This is a genomic window from Bradyrhizobium sp. AUGA SZCCT0176 (assembly GCF_018130145.1).
In the GTDB taxonomy this organism is placed as follows: Bacteria; Pseudomonadota; Alphaproteobacteria; order Rhizobiales; family Xanthobacteraceae; genus Bradyrhizobium.
In genome coordinates, this window is record NZ_JAFCMB010000003.1 from 104,022 (window position 1) to 121,684 (window position 17,663).

The window sequence follows — 17,663 nt, forward strand, 5'->3', positions numbered from 1 at the left end:
GCCGCTCAAGCGATCGGCGGACGCGCGGAGGCCCATGGGCGTGCGGCCTCGAACGCCGCGGACATTTGCAGCACTCCGAGATCGTCGCAGCGCCGGCCGACGATCTGCAGCCCGACCGGCAGGCCTGATGGCGTGAACCCGCAGGGAATGGATGCTGCTGGATTCTGTGCCAGGTTGAAGGGATAGGAAAATTCCGCCCACGACATCCAGTCCCACGGATGCTGCGGCCAGTGATCGGGCTGCAACAGCGTGGCGGGGAATGCCGCGACCGACACCGCCGGTGTCAGGAGAAAATCCCATTCCTCGAAAAAATGGTGGATCTCCGCGCAATAGGCGAGTTTTGCGACCTTCATTTTCAAATAGTCTGACAGCGTGATGTGCTGTCCGGCTTCGAAACATGCGACAAAGCCCGGATCCAGCCGGTCGCGGAATTCAGCGATGCGGTCCGCGTAACGGCTGTAATGCGCCGGCCAGAAGAAGCGCGCCAGCTCCGGGCCCTTCGGTCCCCACGGCGTTGCGACCTGTTCGACGCGCCAGCCGAGCTCGGTTTCGAACGCCTCTGCGGCCTTGCGCACCAATGCCGCCACATCAGGGTCGACGCGGGCATGGCCGAGATCCGGACTGAACGCGATGCGCGGCGCGCGCGGCCGGCTCGCGAGCTGGCCGGGATAGTCGGCCGGCGGCCCTTCAAGGCTCGACTGATCATCGGGATGGCGGCCGGCCATCACTTTTAGCATCAGGGCAGCGTCAGCGACCGTGCGCGTCAAAGGACCGAGGTGCACGGTGTTATCGCTCGGTGTCATCGGCGATTGCGGCACGCGACCGTAGGTCGGCTTGATTCCGTAGACGCCGCAGAAATGCGCGGGCATGCGGATCGAGCCCGCGCCGTCACTGCCTTGATGGAGCGGGCCATAACCAGCGGCGGCGCCTACGCCCGCGCCCGAAGAAGACGCGCCGGCGTTCAAGCCGAGCTTCCAGGGATTATGCGTGACGCCGGTCAGCGGACTGTGGCTGACGCCCTTCCAGCCGAACTCGGGCGTGGTGGTCTTGCCGAGAATGATGGCGCCCGCGTTGCGAAGCCGCGCGACCGCGACGTTATCTGCGGGCGCGACCTCGCCGCGAAACAAATAGGTCCCGCGTTCGAACGGCATGCCGCGCACCGGTTCGAGATCCTTGATGGTTACGGGAATGCCGTGCAGCGACCCAAGCGAATCGCCCTTGGCGAGCGCGCTGTCGGCCGCCGCCGCGGCGTCCATCGCCTGCGCTGCCGCCAGATGCGCGAAGGCATTCAGTTTGGGCTCAAGGGCTGTGATGCGCTCCAGCACCGTCGACGTGATTTCGACGGATGAGAGTTTCTTGGCGCGGATCGCGCCTGCCAGCTCCGTTGCCGGCGTGAAGCAGAGATCGACCTTGTCCATCGCTCAGCTTCCGCGTTTCGCGGTCACGGGCGGATCGTAGGCCTGGATCGGCGGCAGATTGCCGGTGAAGCGTTCCACCTCGGCGGTCGTCAGTTGCCCGGTGCAGCCCTGCGCCAGAGAGGACGTGCCGACGTCCCGCGTCAGCACGTTCGGGTTGCCGTGCACGCAAAGCGAGGCCTCTTCCTGGGGATCGGCGGGATCATACCAGGCGCCGGTGGCCAACTGGATTACGCCCTGCCGGATGCCGTCGGTAACACGCACGCCCGCAAGGCATGCACCACGCTCGTTGAACAATCGAATGATGTCGCCGTCGCTGATCCCGCGCGCGGCGGCGTCGATCGGATTCATGCATGCGACCTCGCGTCCGCGATGCTTGGAGGCTGCACTGTGGCCACCGAAGTCGAGCTGGCTGTGCAGCCGCGTTGCCGGCTGGTTGGCGACAAGGATCAGCGGCGCCGAAGGCGCCGGCACCTGCACCCGCTCCAGCCAGGCCGGATGACCCGGACAGTCGGCCTCGCCAAAGCCCGCGATGGTCTCCGAGAAAATCTCGAGCTTGCCGCTGGGCGTCGGCAGTTTTGCTCCATCCGGATCTTCGCGGAAACGGCGCAGCTGCCCGCCATCGTCGGGGTGTTGCGGCATGACCAGGCCGTCGCCCTTCCAGAATTCGTCGAAACTCGGCGCCGCTAATCCGCGCTCCGCCAGCCCTTTCCGCGTCGGCTCATACAGATACTCCAGCCATTGGCGAACATTGCGGCCTTCGGTGAATTCCTCGCGCTTACCGAGGCGTTCGGCGAGATCGGAGAAGATCGCGTAATCGTCCCGCGCTTCACCATAAGGCGGCGCAATCTGCTGCATCGGCACCAGCAAGGGATCGTTGGCGTTGGCGCCGATATCCTCGCGCTCCAGCGTCATGGTCGCGGGAAGCACGAAATCGGCATGCCTCGCCGTCGCGGTCCAGCCCAATTCATGCACCACCAACGTATCGACCTGCGCGAAAGCCTTCCTCAGGCGATTGATGTCCTGATGATGATGGAACGGATTGCCGCCGGCCCAATAGACCAGTCGGATGTCGGGATAGGTCCTGGTCTTGCCGTTGTAGCGATAGGTGCCGCCGGGATTGAGCAGCATGTCGGCGATGCGGGCGACCGGAATGAATTCGGTGACGCCGTTGCGGCCCTGCGACAGCGTCGGCGTCGGCACGGCGTTGTAGCGCCGTCCGTAATAGGCGATGGCCCCGAGCGCATAGGCGTAACCGCCGCCCGGCAGGCCGATCTGCCCCAGCGCTGCGGCAAGCACCGCGCCCATCCAGACCGGTTGCTCGCCATGTTCGGCCCGTTGCAGCGAGTGCGAGACCACGATCAGCGCGCGGCGGCCGTGGAGCTGTCGGGCGAGCGCCACGATGGTGTCGGCCGCAACGCCTGAAATCGCGGCGGCCCATGCCGCGTCCTTGGGCTGGCCGTCCGTCTCGCCGAGGACGTAACGCTCGAACACCGGCCAGCCAACCGTGAAGCGATCGAGGAAAGCGCGATCGTGCAGTCCCTCGACGACCAGCGTATGCACCAGCGCCAGCATCAAGGCGACATCGGTGCCCGGGATGTTGCTGATCCACTGCGAGCGGGCCTCGTCCGGCAAATCGCCGCGCAGCGGGCTCACATGGACGAACTGGCAGCCGCGAGCGGCGGCGCGCACCATGGCGCCACGCTCGACATGCTTGCTGGTGCCGCCGCCGGCCACCATGCTGTTCTTCAGCGCCATGCCGCCGAAGGCGAGCACGACATCGCTATGCTCGGCAATCTGTTCCCAGGAGACGTTGCGCTTGGTCAAATCCTCGTAGTCGCCGATGATGTGAGGCACCACGACAGTGGCGGCGCCGGAACTGTATGAATTGACCGACTTGACGTAGCCGCCCATCGCGACGTTCAGGAAGCGATGGACCTGGCTTTGCGCATGGTGAAAGCGGCCCGCGCTCGACCAGCCGTAGGATCCACCGAACACCGCGCCCGGGCCATAATTATCCCGCACGCGGGCGAGTTCCGCGCCGAGCAGGTCCAGCGCGTCCTTCCACGACATCGGGACAAATTCATCACGCCCGCGGCGCGCGTCCGGCCCGCGCTTTCCTTCGAGCCAGCCGCGGCGCACCATCGGCTGCGCGACCCGCGCGCGATGACGCAAGGCGCCGGGAAAATTGTCGATGATCTGGTTCGGATCGGGATCGTCAGGATGCGGCCGAACCTCGAGTTCATCACCCCGCCAGCGCGCCGAAAACACGCCCCAATGCGACGAATGCGGCCGGAAAGATGCGTCGGCCGGGGAAGCGGGAGGGGTTTTCTCGGTCACATCGGTCATTCGAAATCTCTCATCGCCATTTGGTGCATGCCAGCACAAATCTGCCGCCGACAGTGTAGACCCATCGGGCGCTGAGAGTATTGCGAAATTAGGGAGAGAGGCCTGCTTGACCCGCGCCCCGGGCGAACGCCGCCGCGCGCGAGTTGCATCGATTCGGTTTACAGCTGACGCCTGTGGGGGTTCATTGGAGCTTCCCCGTGCCCATCAATCCGGAAAGCCAAATAGCCTGGCTGGATTGGTCACCAGAATTTTCTCAAGCTCCGCTTCATCGGGCGCATAGCGATAGAGCAGCTCCAGCAGATCCGCATCGTTGGGCGGCTGGACCACCGAAACCGGGTGCGGCCAGTCGCTGGCCCATACACAGCGGTCGGGCGCCGCCTCGATATAGGCGCGGGCGATCGGAATGACGTCGTCCCACGGAGGGCCGGCCTTCGAGGTCTTCTCGCCGAGCGACAGCATCACCCAGAAATTGCCCTTTGAGAGCAGGTCGAGCACCGCGCGCAAATTCGGGTCGTCCTTGCCGCGCAGCGGATCGGGTCGCCCCATGTGATCGATCAGGACAGGCACGTTCAGCCCGCGGATCTTGTCGAGATTCCCGACGATGCCATCCTTCTCGGGCTGGAACTTCGCGTACCAGCCGAGCTCGCGGATGCGCGCGATGGCGCGCTCGAAATCCTTGTCGGACAGCACCGCGCCAAGCTCTTTTCGGAAACTAAAGCGTGCCCCGCCGACACCTGCGGCATCAAGCCTGGCAAGATAGGAATCATCGGCTTCTGCAAAGACGAGTGCGTTGGCGCAGGCGCGATAGTTCGACCCCATCGCGGCCAAGCCATCCAGCACCACGGAATGATCAGCGCCATAGGTCGTGGTTTGCACAATGATGCCGCGCTCGATGCCGAGCGCCTTGTGGACGCGCAGCGCCGCCTCCCAGGTCGCGGATGGCATCTGGTAGGCCGCCCCTGCCCGGATCGGATATTTTTCCACCGGCCCCAGCACGTGAAACTGGCTGTCGATGCTCTTCGGCGGCGGCAGCCTCAAAGGACGGCGCGGGTTCGGATCGAACGGAAGGTAGCTCGGCATGGTTTGTCCTCTTCTCGATGCCTTCAATCGATCACGGCGGTGAAGTCGCACTGCACCAGCGCGCCGCCATCCATGTTCATCTGCAGCGCATGACGGGCGGGGCGCGAATGCTCGTCGGGAAACATCTTCAGCCACTCCACATTGACCGGCGCGCGCTGGGTGCGATCCTGCAACCACACCGTCATCTTGATGATGTCGTCGGTGCTGCCGCCGCCGGCGTCCACGATGGCCTTCATGTGGGCGAACATGTTGGCGCACTGGTCCTCGATACGATCAGGCATGACGCCGGTTGCGGGATCGCGACCGAGGATGACGCCGGACATCAAGAGATTGCCGATCCGGCATGCATTCGGAATCGGGTTGGCATGCTTGAACTCGCCGATATGGATGCTCTTGCGTCGCGCCATTTACACACCTCGTTTTGAAAAATGTTCGCTCAGACGAATTGGCAGGAAACCGATCCGAACGGACCGTAATCGGCATGAAACGTATCGCCCTTGCTGATTTCGACCGGGCGCGTAAAGGATCCCGCCAACACCACTTCGCCCGCAGCCAGGTGCTCGTCATGGAGAGCCAGCCGGTTGGCGAGCCACGCCACGCCATTGGCCGGGTGGTTGAGGACGCCGGCCGCGATCCCGGTCTCTTCGATTTGCCCGTTGCGAAACAGCAATGCTCCGATCCAGCGCAGATCGGCCTCCAGCGGCCGGAACGGCCGGCCGCCGACCACCAGCGCCGCGTTCGCCGCGTTGTCGGAGATCGTATCGGTGACCTTGCGCGGCGCCTTTGTCTGAGGATCGACCCGGTGCATGCGCGTTTCCAAAATTTCCAGCGCAGGTGTGACGTAGTCGGTGGCGTTGAGCACGTCGAACAGCGTGCAGTCCGGCCCCTCCAGCGGCGCCTTCAGGACGAACGCCAGTTCGACCTCGATGCGCGGGGCGTGAAAGCGGTCGAACGGGATGGTGCCGGCGTCCGAATAGAACATGTCCGCGAACAGCACGCCGAAGTCCGGCTCGGAGATACCCACCGCGTTCTGCATCGCCTTCGACGTCAGGCCGATCTTGTGGCCCTTGATGATGCGGCCGCGGATGAGCTGCAGCCTGGTCCACGCCCGCTGGATCGCATAGGCATCCTCGATCGTCAGTTCCGGATATTCCGACGTGAACGCAGGGATCAGCGATTTGCTGCGTTCGGCCTCGTCGAGACGCTGCGCGAGGCGGTCGATGGTTTGCTGGTCGAGCATGATCTAGGCCTCCGCGGCAACGACGTTGCGCAGGATACCGATGCGGGAGGATTCCACCTCGACCACGTCGCCGGGCTTCAGCCAGCGGGGCGGATCGAACCGCGCACCCGCGCCGGTCGGGGTGCCGGTTGCGATCATGTCGCCCGGCTTCAGGGTCGCGAAGGTGGAGAGATAGGCGATCAGGAAGTCGAACGGAAACATCAGCCGCTCGGTGGAATCGCTCTGCCGCACCTCGCCGTTGACGCGGGTGACGATATCGTGCGGCCCGCGCGGATCGCATTCGTCGGAACTGACAATCCACGGCCCGACGCTGCCGGAGCGATCGAAATTCTTGCCCTGCGTGACGTTGAATTTGCCGTGATGCAGCCAGTCGCGCACGCTGCCTTCGTTGCACAGCGTCATGCCGAAGATGTGGTCGAAGGCCCGCTCGCGCGGGATATGGCGCCCCGCCTTGCCGATCACGATGACGAGTTCGCCCTCGTAATCCAGTTGCTCGGAAATTTTCGGCTTCTCGATCGGCTGACCGGAGCCGACCACCGAGGACGGATTACGGACGAACAGGCTGGGATATTTCGGCAGGTCCGAATTGTCTTTGTATTCAGCGTTGCGATCCCGGTAGTTGACGCCGATGCACCACAGCTTTTCCGGGGCCGGGATCGGCGACCGCAAGGTGAGATCGCCGAGCGCATGGTCCGGCGCTTGTCCGGCGATGGCGGCACGCGCGGCCTCGAGGCCGTCGCCGGCAATCAAGGTCCGCAAGTCGGGAAACTTGGTGCCAATTCGGCTGCTCAGATCGACGACACCGCCGGCAACGGCCGCGCCGAAGCACGGTCGTCCGTTGGCGTGATAGCTCAGGAGACGCATTTGGCTTCCTTCAGGATTCGGATTTCGAGGTCTGGAAAACTGGCTTCAGGGTGACGATCTCGCCGAGCCGCGCGTAGCGCGGACCGCCGATGCGTGCGATGGGGTCCAGCGCCTCGGTCTCGATCTTGCCGTTCTGCAGCAGCCCGTCGCGGACGTGGAACACCAGCACTTCGCCGACAATCAGCCGGCTGCGGGTTTCGCCGAATTCGAGGCATTGCCGAAAGCGGCACTCCATCGCGATCGGTGCTGCGGCCAGATGGGGCACCCTAATGCGCTCGCTCGGCAGCGTCTCGAGTTGCAACTCCTCGACCTCACTGACTTCGGGCGGATGCTCGGTGGAACTCTCATGCACCGCAATCATCAGGCTCGAATCGGCGATGTGGACGACGTATTCCTCGTTGTTGAGAATATTATGTGCCGTGTCCTTGTAGATTCCAGCCTTGCGGCCGACGCTGATCGCCAGCATCGGCGGCTTCGGCGAGACAAAGGTAAAGGCGCTGAACGGCGCAAGGTTGACGGTGCCGCCGCCCGACAGGCTGGTGACCCAGGCGATCGGACGCGGCACCACGATGCCGGTGATCAGCCGGTAGGCCCGCTCGGCATCGAGGTCTGACGGATCGATCCGCATCGCAGGCCCCTCAATCGGACTTGATGTTCGCCTTGCGGACCACCGGGATCCATTTGGCGTCCTCGGCCTCGAGATAGCTCTTGAACGCCGCCGGCGTCATCGTGACGGCCTCGGCGCCGAGCGTATTGAACTTTTCGACGATCGCGGGATCCTTCAGGATCGTCGCCATCGTATCGTGCAGCTTCGTCACGATCTCAGCGGGCGTACCTGATGGTGCGAACAGGCCGGTAAAGGTCTGGCCGTCGAATTCCTTGTAACCGAGTTCGGCGAAGGTCGGCACGTCAGGTATCCACGAGGCGCGGTGGCTGCCGGTGACGGCAAGTGCGCGCACATTTCCATTCTTGATGAAGGGCAGTCCGACCGAAATCTGGTCAAAGGCAAACTGCACCTGGCCCCCGATCAGATCGTTGATGGCGGGCGCGTTGCCGCGGTAATGCGCCGTCACCCATTGGATGCCGAGCGTCGACTGTACGAGTTCGCTGAGCAAATGATTGGTGGTGCCGGCGCCGGGCGAGGCCATCGTCATCTTGCCGGGCTCGCGGCGAGCGAGATCGAAGAATTCCTTCAGATCCTTTGCCGCGACCGACGGATGCACCTCGAGCACCAATGGCGTCATCGAAATCGAGGAGATGGGCAGGAAATCGCGTTTCCAGTTGTAGGCGTCGCGCTTGGCGATCTCGGGGGCGAACAGCACCGGTCCGTTGGCGCCGACAAACAGCGTGTAGCCGTCGGGCGTCGACTTCGCGAATGCCTCGCCGGCAATCAGACCGCCGGCACCGGCCTTGTTTTCCACGATGAAGGGCTGCCCCAGCATCGTTTGCAGCTTGTCGGCGATGATGCGCGCGGCTCCATCGACATTGCCGCCGGCCGGATAGGGCACGATGAGCTTCACCGACCGTGCCGGCCATTGCTGGGCCGCGACCGGAGCGCTCGACAGCGCCGTCATCAATGCCGTGACCGCGATGCCGGCGATGGCGAAAAATCTCATTGCATCCTCCCGAAAGGCCTAAGCAGCTGGAGCAATCCGCTGCCTCGTTGTTGTGGGCGAGCTTCAGCCCGTCCGCCTATACGTTGATCCGATCTTGCCCCGCGGGCTTCCCTTGTCGATGGAATTGTGGTGTTTTTGTCCACATTATGGACATCGGACGAACCTGGATGACGGATGGACGGCGGCGTGACAGACCGGAGCCGCAGCAGGGCGGGCAGGCGATCCGCCGCGCCTTGACCGTGTTGCGGATTCTAGCGGCCGGCCGGGAAACCGGCGTGCCGTTGTCGGAGGTCGTTCGGGCAACGTCCCTCACCCGTCCCACCGTCCACCGGATCGCGCAGGTGCTGATCGAGGAAGGCATTGTCGAGCGCAGCGCCCAGACCGGACGCTACGCGATCGGCCGCCAGGTGGCGGAACTGGCGCTGGCGCGGCAATCGCGCTCGCCGCTGCTGGTCGCGGCCGAGCCTTATCTGGCGCGGGCGTCCGCACAGCTCGGCGATACCTTGTTCCTGACGGTGCGCACCGGGCTCGATACGCTGTGCGTCGCGCGGCGCATCGGCTCATATCCGATCCAGGTGCTGTCGATCGAGGTCGGCGCGCGGCGGCCACTCGGGGTCTCCAGCGCGGGCGTGGCCATTCTGGCCGCGATGCCGGCTCCGGAGGCGCGCGGGATCGTCCTCGCCAACGAGGCACGATTCATGGCCTATCGCACCGACCTGCCGACGGTACTGGGACAAATCCGGCTCGCGCGGCGCCGGGGCTATAATTTGCGCGACGTCGGCCTCGTGCAAGGAACGAAATCGCTCTCGGCCTGGATCAGGAGTCCCGACGGTCAGCCCGCGGCGGCGATTACCCTTTCCGCGGTAAGAAACAGGCTGAGCCCGCGCCGTGCCGTCGAAGTGTCGGATGTCCTCATCGCCGCTGCACGAGAGATCGAGCGAACCATACCGAATGCGTCAGGCGGCTAACGGGCGGACTTCCGAACGAAACACAGCGTAACATCGGACTCTAGTCTAGGACTTGTCTTTCAAAAACACCCGGCTGGCGAGCACGTCCGACGCCTGCAGCGACATCACGTCGTCGGCGTCCAGCATGCGGTCGAGATCGGCGACGAGACGATTGGCCTGCCGCAGCCGCATGCGGTCGAGCGCGTTCCGGATCGAGCGCGCGTTGGAGAACAGCGGCTGGGTGACGCGTGCCGCGATGTAGCGGGTGAACGCCTCCCGCGCCTCGTCGCTGAACTTGTAGTTCATGTCGTGCAGCATCAGCTCGGCGATGGCGAGCAGCTCATCATTGGAATAATCCGGAAAATCGATGTGATGGGCGATGCGGGAGCGGAAGCCCGGATTGCTGGCGAAGAATTTTTCCATGCGGTCGCCATAGCCGGCAAGGATCACCACCAGATCCTCGCGCTGCGATTCCATCACCTGCAGCAATATCTCGATCGCTTCCTGGCCGTAGTCGCGTTCATTGTCCGGCCGATTGAGGTAATAGGCCTCATCGATGAACAGCACGCCGCCCATCGCCTTCTTCAGCACCTCCTTGGTCTTGGGCGCGGTGTGGCCGATATATTGCCCCACCAGCTCATCGCGGGTGACCGAGACGACATGGCCGCGGCGGGCGAAACCCAGCCGGTGGAGAATGCCCGCGATCCGCAGCGCCACCGTGGTCTTGCCGGTGCCGGGATTGCCGGTGAACGACATGTGCAGCGTCGGCGTGTCCGTGGTCAGATTCATGCGCTTGCGGATACGTTCGATCAATAGCAGCGACGCGATCTCGCGAATGCGGGTCTTGACCGGCTTCAGCCCGATCAGCTCGCGGTCGAGCTGGGTCAGGATCTCCTCGATGCCGACGGCCTCGAGCTCTTCGCGGAGATTGACCCGGTCTGTCATTGGTGAGGCATCCAAATCCATGTGCGAACCACCTTTCGAGAAAAAAACTCCGTCGCCACCCTTATGGCGACGGAGCAGTACTTCCGGCTGGGGTCGATGAGGGAGCACCGCCGGCCGGCAGGGTAAAAGGTGAGCTAGCCGTAACGACCGCCTTCCGGGCGATCGACCGCGTAGGACTTCGTGGTGTAGCGAATGTTGCGGCCGGCCATCTCGTGCCGCTCGAGGCGGAAGCCGGGTTCGTCCTTTGGCCGGTTGACGATGAAGGACAGCCGCACCGATTCCCAGCCGTGGCTGTTATCGAACGCCGACATTCGGATGTAGCTGTTGCCATATACCTTGCGGCATTGAGCGAGCTCCATCATCACGCCGGCAGCGTCGCGGAGATCGAACATCGGCAATCCCCACATCTCCCAAAAACTGTTGCGGGGATGGGGGTCGTCGGTGAATTCGATGTTCACCGCCCAGCCCTTCTCCAGGCAATACTGGACCTGGCGGGTGATCTGCTCGTCGGTGAGGTCAGGCAGGAACGAGAAGCAGCCCTGGGTGACACGCATAATATCAGCTCCTTACATTGCGACGCTGGGTGTGGGGACGTAGTCCGGCATGTCGGTCGATTCATAATTGAAGGTGACGTTCTTCCAGACCTCGAGCGCCGATTTCAGCGGCGTGCAGGTCTCTGCCGCCTTGGCGAGAATTTCCGGCCCTTCGCGCAGATAGTCGCGGCCCTCGTTGCGCGCGAGGATCATCGCTTCCAGCGCCACGCGGTTGGCGGTAGCGCCAGCCTGAATGCCCATCGGGTGACCGATGGTGCCGCCGCCGAACTGCAGGATCACGTCTTCGCCGAGATGATCGAGCAGCTGGTGCATCTGCCCGGCGTGAATGCCGCCGGATGCGACCGGCATCATCCGGTTGAGGCTGGCCCAGTTCTGGTCGAAGAACACGCCGTGCTCGAGCCGCACCGGATTGTAGTCCTCGCGGCAGATGTCGTAATAGCCGCGCGTGGTCGCCGGATCGCCCTCGAGTTTGCCGACCACGGTGCCGGCATGAATATGATCGACACCCGCGAGCCGCATCCATTTCGCGATGACGCGGAACGAAACACCATGACTGCGCTGCCGCGTATAGGTCGAATGCCCTGCCCGATGCAGATGCAGGATCATGTCGTTGCGGCGCGCCCATTTCGCCATCGACTGGATCGCGGTGTAGCCGATGACGAGATCGATCATGATGATGACCGAACCGAGTTCCTTGGCGAATTCGGCGCGTTCGTACATGTCCTCCATGGTTCCGGCGGTGACGTTGAGATAGGTACCCTTGATCTCGCCGGACGCGGCCTGCGCCTTGTTGACCGCCTCCATGCAATAGAGGAAGCGCTCGCGCCAATGCATGAACGGCTGCGAGTTGATGTTCTCGTCGTCCTTGGTGAAGTCGAGCCCGCCCTTGAGCGCCTCATAGACCACGCGTCCGTAGTTGCGGCCGGAGAGCCCAAGCTTCGGCTTCACGGTGGCCCCGAGCAGCGGGCGGCCGAACTTGTCCATGCGCTCGCGCTCGACCACGATGCCAGTCGCGGGGCCCTGGAATGTTTTGACATAGGCCACCGGCAGCCGCATGTCTTCCAGCCGCAACGCCTTCAGCGGCTTGAAGCCGAACACGTTGCCGATGATCGACGCCGACAGATTGGCGATCGATCCATTCTCGAACAGGTCGAGATCGTAAGCGATGTAGGCAAAATATTGCCCCGGCGAGTTCGGCACCGGATCGACGCGGTAGCACTTTGCGCGGTATTTCTCCGCCGCCGTCAGCCGGTCGGTCCACACCACGGTCCAGGTCGCGGTCGAGGATTCGCCGGCCACCGCCGCCGCGGCTTCGATCGGGTCGACACCATCCTGCGGCGTGACCCGGAACAGCGCGATGATGTCGGTGTCCTTTGGCACATAGTCGGGCTCCCAATAGCCCATCTTCTTGTATTCCATAACGCCTGACTTGTAGCGTTCCTTGCCGCGAATGGTCATCGAGTGCTGGTTCATACTGGTTTCCTCATGTTGCGTGCGGCGGCTGGTCGGGACCGTGGGGATCAAAAGGTCATGCGGCATTGGTCATCTCCCCGATGCGTGGATCGAGCGCGCCGGAGCGATAGCGTCTCGCCATCTCGGCCAAGGGAACGACCTTGATCTTCGAGGCGTGACCAGCGGTGCCGAATTGCTCGAAGCGCTCACGGCAAAGGTCGCGCAGCGCGTCCATCGCGTGCTTGAGGAATTTGCGTGGGTCGAATTCGCTTCGGCTTTGCGTCGCGACCTTGCGGAACGCCGCGGCCATCGCCAGCCGGCAGTCGGTGTCGATATTGACCTTGCGGACGCCATGCTTGATGCCGCGGACGATCTCCTCGACCGGCACGCCCCAGGTCTGCGGCATCTCGCCGCCGAACTGGTTGAACATGTCCTGCAGCGGCTGCGGCACCGAGGAGGAACCGTGCATCACCAGATGCGTATTTGGCAGCCGGCGATGGATCTCCTCGACCACCCGCATCGCGAGGATATCCCCGTCCGGCTTGCGCGAGAACTTGTACGCCCCGTGCGAAGTGCCCATCGCGATCGCCAGCGCATCGACTTTGGTGGCGCGGACGAAATCGACCGCCTGGTCGGGGTCGGTCAGCAGCTGATCGCGGCTGACCTCACCCTCGACGCCGTGACCGTCCTCCTGTTCGCCGCCGCCATGCTCCAGTGAACCGAGCACCCCCAGTTCGCCCTCGACCGAGGCGCCGATCCAGTGCGCCATGTCGACCACGCGGCGGGTGATGTTAACGTTGTAGTCGTAATCCGCCGCAGTCTTGGCGTCGGCCTTGAGCGAGCCGTCCATCATGACGGACGTGAAGCCATGCTTGATCGCGGTGGCACAGGTTGCTTCCTCGTTGCCGTGGTCCTGATGCAGACAGAGCGGAATCTGCGGATGCATCTCCTCCAGCGCGTCGATCATCTTCGAGAGCATGATGTCGTTGGCGTAGGAGCGCGCACCGCGCGAGGCCTGGATGATGACGGGCGCATCGACGGCAGCCGCCGCCTCCATGATCGCAAGGCCCTGCTCCATATTGTTGATGTTGAACGCCGGCACGCCGTAGCCGCGCTCGGCGGCATGATCCAGCAATTGCCTCAATGTGATCCTGGCCATCGGCCCCTCCGTGTCGTTGTCTGTTTGCAGGCGATCATGTGTCGTTCACCGCCATTCTCGCGCGCGCGATGCAGCGCAGGGCAGCCTTCGCTACTCCGTCAGCGGTGATGCCGAACTCGCGGTAGAGCGTTTCGGCCGGTGCGGAGGCGCCAAAGCCGGTCATGCCGACGAATTCGCCGTCATCGCCGAGCCAGCGCGCCCAGTCGCCTTCGACCGCGGCTTCGACACCGACCCGCGGCACGCGTCCGAGCACCGCGGTCCGATATTCGCGCGATTGCTGGCGAAACAATTCGAAGCACGGCGCCGAGACCACGGCCGCGCGGACGTCGACGCTTGCCAGCAGTTCGGCCGCGTGCATGGCGATCGATACTTCCGAGCCGGTGGCGATCAGGGTGACGTCACGGCCTTCCTCCGGATCGACCACGACGTAAGCGCCGAACGCGACCAGATTCTGCTCGCCGGCTTCGCGGAACGTCGGCATCGCCTGCCGCGACAGGCACAGCAGCGACGGGCTATTTTGGGCGCGCAACGCACAATCCCAGGCTTCTGCGGTCTCAATGGCATCGCCGGGGCGAAACACCAGCAGGTTGGGGATCGCCCGCAGCGATGCCAGATGCTCGACCGGCTGGTGAGTGGGGCCATCCTCGCCCAACCCGATCGAGTCGTGCGTCATCACATGGATGACGCGGATACCCATCAACGCCGCCAGCCTGATCGCGGGGCGGCTGTAGTCGGCGAAGCTGAGAAACGTACCGCCATAGGGAATGAAGCCGCCATGCAACGCGATACCGTTCATCGCCGCCGCCATCGCGTGCTCGCGGACGCCGTAGTGAATGTAGCTGCCGTTGAGACAATCGGCCTGCACCGGCCGATGTGTCTTGGCGCGCGTCAGGTTGGAATGAGTCAGATCGGCGGAGCCGCCGAGCAGGTTCGGCAACGCCTCGGCGATTCCGTCGATCACCAGCTGCGAGGCCTGCCGGGTCGCGATATCAGGCCGCTCGGCGGCGAAGCGATCGCGCAGGCCCGCCATCGCGTCGACGTAGCCGCACGGCAGATTGCGATTGAGGGCATCGTGAAACGGCGAGCGCGCCACGGCACAGCGCTTGGTCCGCTCGATCCAGCTGCGGCGGGCGGCATGCCCGCGTGCGCCGGCGTTGCGCCATTGCGTCGCGATATGCTCCGGAACCTGGAACGGCGGATGCGGCCAGTTCAGCGCATCGCGGGTCTTTGCGACTTCATCGGCGCCGAGCGGCGCGCCATGGGCTTTTTCGCTGCCCTGGCGGTTCGGCGCCCCGAAGCCGATCAGCGTGCGGCAGGCGATCAGCGACGGCCGGTCGCTGGTGCGGGCCCGTTCGATGGCAGCGGCGATGGCTTCGGGGTCGTGGCCGTCCATCCGGCAGGCCGACCATCCGGAGGCCTTGAACCGTGCGAGCTGGTCATCCGAACACGACAGCGAGGTCGCGCCGTCGATCGAAATCTCATTGTCGTCGAACAGCACGATCAGGCGATTGAGCCTGAGATGGCCCGCCAGCGAGATCGCCTCATGGCTGAGGCCCTCCATCAGGCAGCCATCGCCTGATATCACATAGGTGAAGTGATCGACGTAGTCGTCGCCGAAGCGCGCGTTCATCAGCCGTTCGGCGAGCGCCATCCCCACGGCCGTGGCGATGCCCTGCCCGAGCGGCCCGGTGGTGGTCTCGACGCCGGGGGTATGGCCATACTCGGGATGTCCCGGCGTTTTCGATCCCCATTGCCGAAAGGCTCTGAGCTCGTCCGAGGTCACGCCCTCATAGCCCGTCAGGTGCAGCAGCGCATACAGCAGCATCGAGCCGTGACCGGCTGATAGCACGAAGCGATCGCGGTCAGGCCATGCCGGGTCGGCCGGATCGAATTTGAGGAATCGCGAAAACAGAACGGTGGCGACGTCAGCCATGCCCATCGGCATGCCCGGATGACCGGATTTCGCCTGCTCGACCGCATCGATCGCCAGAAAGCGGATCGCATTGGCCATCTCCGCGTGCGAAACATCCGGATAGCCGGCAATACGGGACAGGGGAGCGTTCATGTCGTGCGCCTCTTGCGTTCCATCAGTTGCAGGATCAGCGGGGTGAGAATGAGCTGCATCGCCAGATCGAGTTTCGCGCCGTGGATCACGATCGAATTGGCGCGCGACATGAAGCTGTGCGGAATCATCGACAGCAGGTACGGAAAATCGATGCCGCGCGGATTCCTCAGGCGGATCACCACCATCGATTCATCCGGCGTTGGAATCCAACGCGCGATGAACGGGTTCGACGTATCGACGGTCGGCACGCGCTGGAAGTTGATGTCGGTCTCGGCGAATTGCGGACAGATGTAGTTCACGTAGTCGGGCATGCGCCGCAGGATGGTGTCGGTCACCGCCTCCGCGGTATAGCCGCGGGCGCTGCGGTCGCGGTGCAGCTTCTGGATCCATTCCAGGTTGATGACCGGCACGACGCCGATTTTGAGATCGGCATGCTGTGCGACGTTGACCTTGTCGGTGACCACAGCGCCGTGCAGTCCTTCGTAGAACAGCAGGTCGGAATTCTCAGGCAATCGGCGCCAGTCGGTGAACGTGCCCGGTTCGGCGCCGTACAGTTTCGCCTCTTCGTCGTCGTGGATGTAGTGACGCGTCGTTCCGGTGCCGGACTCGCCGTAGTCCCGGAACACCCGTTCCAGCTCGACGAACAGGTTGGTTTCCGGGCTGAAATGGCTGAAATGCTTGTTGCCGCGCTCTGCTTCCTCCAGCATTTTCGTGCGCATCTCGAAGCGATTGTAGCGGTGGAAGGCATCGCCTTCGATATAGGCCGCAACCACCTTTTCGCGGCGGAAGATCTGCTCGAACGTCTTCTTCACCGACGTCGTGCCGGCGCCCGACGAACCCGTGATTGATATGATGGGATGAGCCCGCGACATGTCGTTCGCCTCGTCAGAGAAACAGACCGCGCCGCGCAAACAGCGGTGCGTCGCTATTGTCGAACATCGGTTCGATCCTGTCGTGAATGGCCGTAACGTCGCGCACGTGGTGCACGGATCCCATGATCAGCGGCACCCGCTGATGCGGGGTTTTCGCAGCCAGTTCCAGAATTCGCCGGCGCCCGGTCGACGCCGCGCCTCCCGCCCATTCCATGATCAGCGCCATTGGATGGGCTTCGTACAGCAGGCGAAGCCGCCCTTCCCGATAGCTCGGGCGGGCATCGGCCGGATAAAGGAACACGCCGCCACGCACCAGGATGCGAAGCGCTTCGGCCACCAGCGAACCGATCCAGCGCATGTTGAAATCCGCCTCGCCTCCGCCGCTGGTGCCGGAGAGGCACTCGTCGATATAGGTGCGGACCGGCCCGTGCCAGTGGCGGTGATTGGACGCGTTGATGGCGAACTCCGGCATATTGCGAGCGATCTGCACGGCCTGCCGGGTCTGCACGAACTCCTGCGCGTGGCGGTCGAGCATAAAGACATCGACGCGCGCATTGAGCGCGAGGACGAGCGTGGTCTGCGGACCGTAGACGATGAAACCCGCGGCGCACTGCGCCGTGCCGGGCTCGAAGAAGGTCGAAAGCAGGTCGTTGCCCCTGGGGCGGATCGAAAAGATGGTGCCCACCGAGATATTGTTGTCGAGGTTGGCCGATCCATCGAGCGGATCGATCGCAACACAGAACGGCGCCGAGGGACGCAAGGTTTCCGGCAGCGCCGCTTCCTCGGAAAGAACCGCCGCCACCGGGGTGCCGCGCAAGGCGCGCCGTATCATTTCATCGGCGGCGACATCGATATCCTTTTGCTGATCGCCGTCAGGATTGATGCCGCCGTTCTGCCCGGTGATGCCTGCGAACGGTCCATCCGCGATCACCCCGGCAAGTTCGATGGAAGCGGCGGCAATCGCCTTGATCACGTCGGCAAGCGCAGCGCCATGCAGCGGCGTCTGCAACGCGGACCGATCGAGATGTGAACGCAGCGTCACGCGCTCGTCCATGGCCGTCTCCCCTGTGCCCTCTTTCGGGGGCTCTCAAGCGTCTCGCCGGTT

General features: G+C 63.9%; 16 protein-coding genes. 1 reads left to right on the top strand and 15 read right to left on the bottom strand.

All coding sequences use genetic code 11. The features are described 5' to 3' along the window. Nucleotides 1-5 precede the first annotated feature (5 nt). The 8 genes from JQ600_RS08780 to JQ600_RS08815 all read right to left on the bottom strand — a co-directional run bounded on the left by JQ600_RS08780 (nt 6) and on the right by JQ600_RS08815 (nt 8,564). Nucleotides 6-1,418, bottom strand: a complete 1,413-nt coding sequence (locus JQ600_RS08780; protein WP_212390510.1) for an amidase — start codon at nt 1,416-1,418, stop codon at nt 6-8. A gap of 3 nt (nt 1,419-1,421) precedes the next feature. After that, nucleotides 1,422-3,764 carry a molybdopterin guanine dinucleotide-containing S/N-oxide reductase gene (locus JQ600_RS08785; protein WP_212390511.1) on the bottom strand — a complete coding sequence of 781 codons (2,343 nt, stop codon included), beginning with the start codon at nt 3,762-3,764 and terminating at the stop codon, nt 1,422-1,424. 204 nt (nt 3,765-3,968) lie between these two features. Then, nucleotides 3,969-4,844 (bottom strand): amidohydrolase, encoded by an 876-nt coding sequence (locus JQ600_RS08790; protein WP_212263419.1) that lies wholly within the window; start codon nt 4,842-4,844, stop codon nt 3,969-3,971. 23 nt (nt 4,845-4,867) lie between these two features. Continuing rightward, nucleotides 4,868-5,251, bottom strand: coding sequence for a RidA family protein (locus JQ600_RS08795; protein WP_212263418.1), 384 nt, complete (start codon nt 5,249-5,251; stop codon nt 4,868-4,870). Between the two features lie 29 nt (nt 5,252-5,280). Then, nucleotides 5,281-6,084, bottom strand: coding sequence for a 2-oxo-hept-4-ene-1,7-dioate hydratase (gene hpaH, locus JQ600_RS08800; protein WP_212390513.1), 804 nt, complete (start codon nt 6,082-6,084; stop codon nt 5,281-5,283). Nucleotides 6,085-6,087: 3 nt separating this feature from the next. After that, a complete protein-coding gene (locus JQ600_RS08805) occupies nt 6,088-6,948 on the bottom strand; it encodes a fumarylacetoacetate hydrolase family protein (protein ID WP_212263416.1) in 861 nt (286 codons plus the stop codon). Between the two features lie 10 nt (nt 6,949-6,958). After that, nucleotides 6,959-7,576 carry a flavin reductase family protein gene (locus JQ600_RS08810; RefSeq protein WP_212390514.1) on the bottom strand — a complete coding sequence of 206 codons (618 nt, stop codon included), beginning with the start codon at nt 7,574-7,576 and terminating at the stop codon, nt 6,959-6,961. A 10-nt stretch (nt 7,577-7,586) separates the two neighbouring features. Continuing rightward, a complete protein-coding gene (locus JQ600_RS08815) occupies nt 7,587-8,564 on the bottom strand; it encodes a tripartite tricarboxylate transporter substrate binding protein (RefSeq protein WP_212390515.1) in 978 nt (325 codons plus the stop codon). 167 nt (nt 8,565-8,731) lie between these two features. Here JQ600_RS08815 and JQ600_RS08820 point away from each other — a divergent pair, with 167 nt between their 5' ends. Then, entirely contained in the window at nt 8,732-9,532 is an 801-nt protein-coding gene (locus tag JQ600_RS08820) for an IclR family transcriptional regulator (RefSeq protein ID WP_212390516.1), read from the top strand. A 45-nt stretch (nt 9,533-9,577) separates the two neighbouring features. Here the strand turns inward: JQ600_RS08820 and cbbX are convergent, their stop codons facing one another. From cbbX to JQ600_RS08855, 7 genes are all read right to left on the bottom strand, one after another. Continuing rightward, on the bottom strand, nt 9,578-10,456 hold the full coding sequence (gene cbbX, locus JQ600_RS08825; protein ID WP_212489781.1) for a CbbX protein: 879 nt from the start codon (nt 10,454-10,456) through the stop codon (nt 9,578-9,580). A 134-nt stretch (nt 10,457-10,590) separates the two neighbouring features. Continuing rightward, nucleotides 10,591-11,010 carry a ribulose bisphosphate carboxylase small subunit gene (locus tag JQ600_RS08830; RefSeq protein WP_192736655.1) on the bottom strand — a complete coding sequence of 140 codons (420 nt, stop codon included), beginning with the start codon at nt 11,008-11,010 and terminating at the stop codon, nt 10,591-10,593. A 12-nt stretch (nt 11,011-11,022) separates the two neighbouring features. Then, on the bottom strand, nt 11,023-12,483 hold the full coding sequence (locus tag JQ600_RS08835) for a form I ribulose bisphosphate carboxylase large subunit (RefSeq protein ID WP_192736926.1): 1,461 nt from the start codon (nt 12,481-12,483) through the stop codon (nt 11,023-11,025). A 55-nt stretch (nt 12,484-12,538) separates the two neighbouring features. Further along, complete coding sequence (gene fba, locus JQ600_RS08840; RefSeq protein ID WP_212390518.1) at nt 12,539-13,621, bottom strand: class II fructose-bisphosphate aldolase; 1,083 nt, start codon at nt 13,619-13,621, stop codon at nt 12,539-12,541. Nucleotides 13,622-13,655: 34 nt separating this feature from the next. Beyond that, complete coding sequence (tkt, locus tag JQ600_RS08845) at nt 13,656-15,686, bottom strand: transketolase (protein WP_212390519.1); 2,031 nt, start codon at nt 15,684-15,686, stop codon at nt 13,656-13,658. Then, nucleotides 15,683-16,558: a phosphoribulokinase gene (locus JQ600_RS08850; protein ID WP_212263409.1), complete on the bottom strand. Its 876-nt coding sequence runs from the start codon at nt 16,556-16,558 to the stop codon at nt 15,683-15,685. Before JQ600_RS08850 ends, tkt begins: the two co-directional genes overlap by 4 nt. 13 nt (nt 16,559-16,571) lie before the next feature. Beyond that, nucleotides 16,572-17,612, bottom strand: a complete 1,041-nt coding sequence (locus JQ600_RS08855) for a class 1 fructose-bisphosphatase (protein ID WP_212390520.1) — start codon at nt 17,610-17,612, stop codon at nt 16,572-16,574. Nucleotides 17,613-17,663 lie beyond the last annotated feature (51 nt).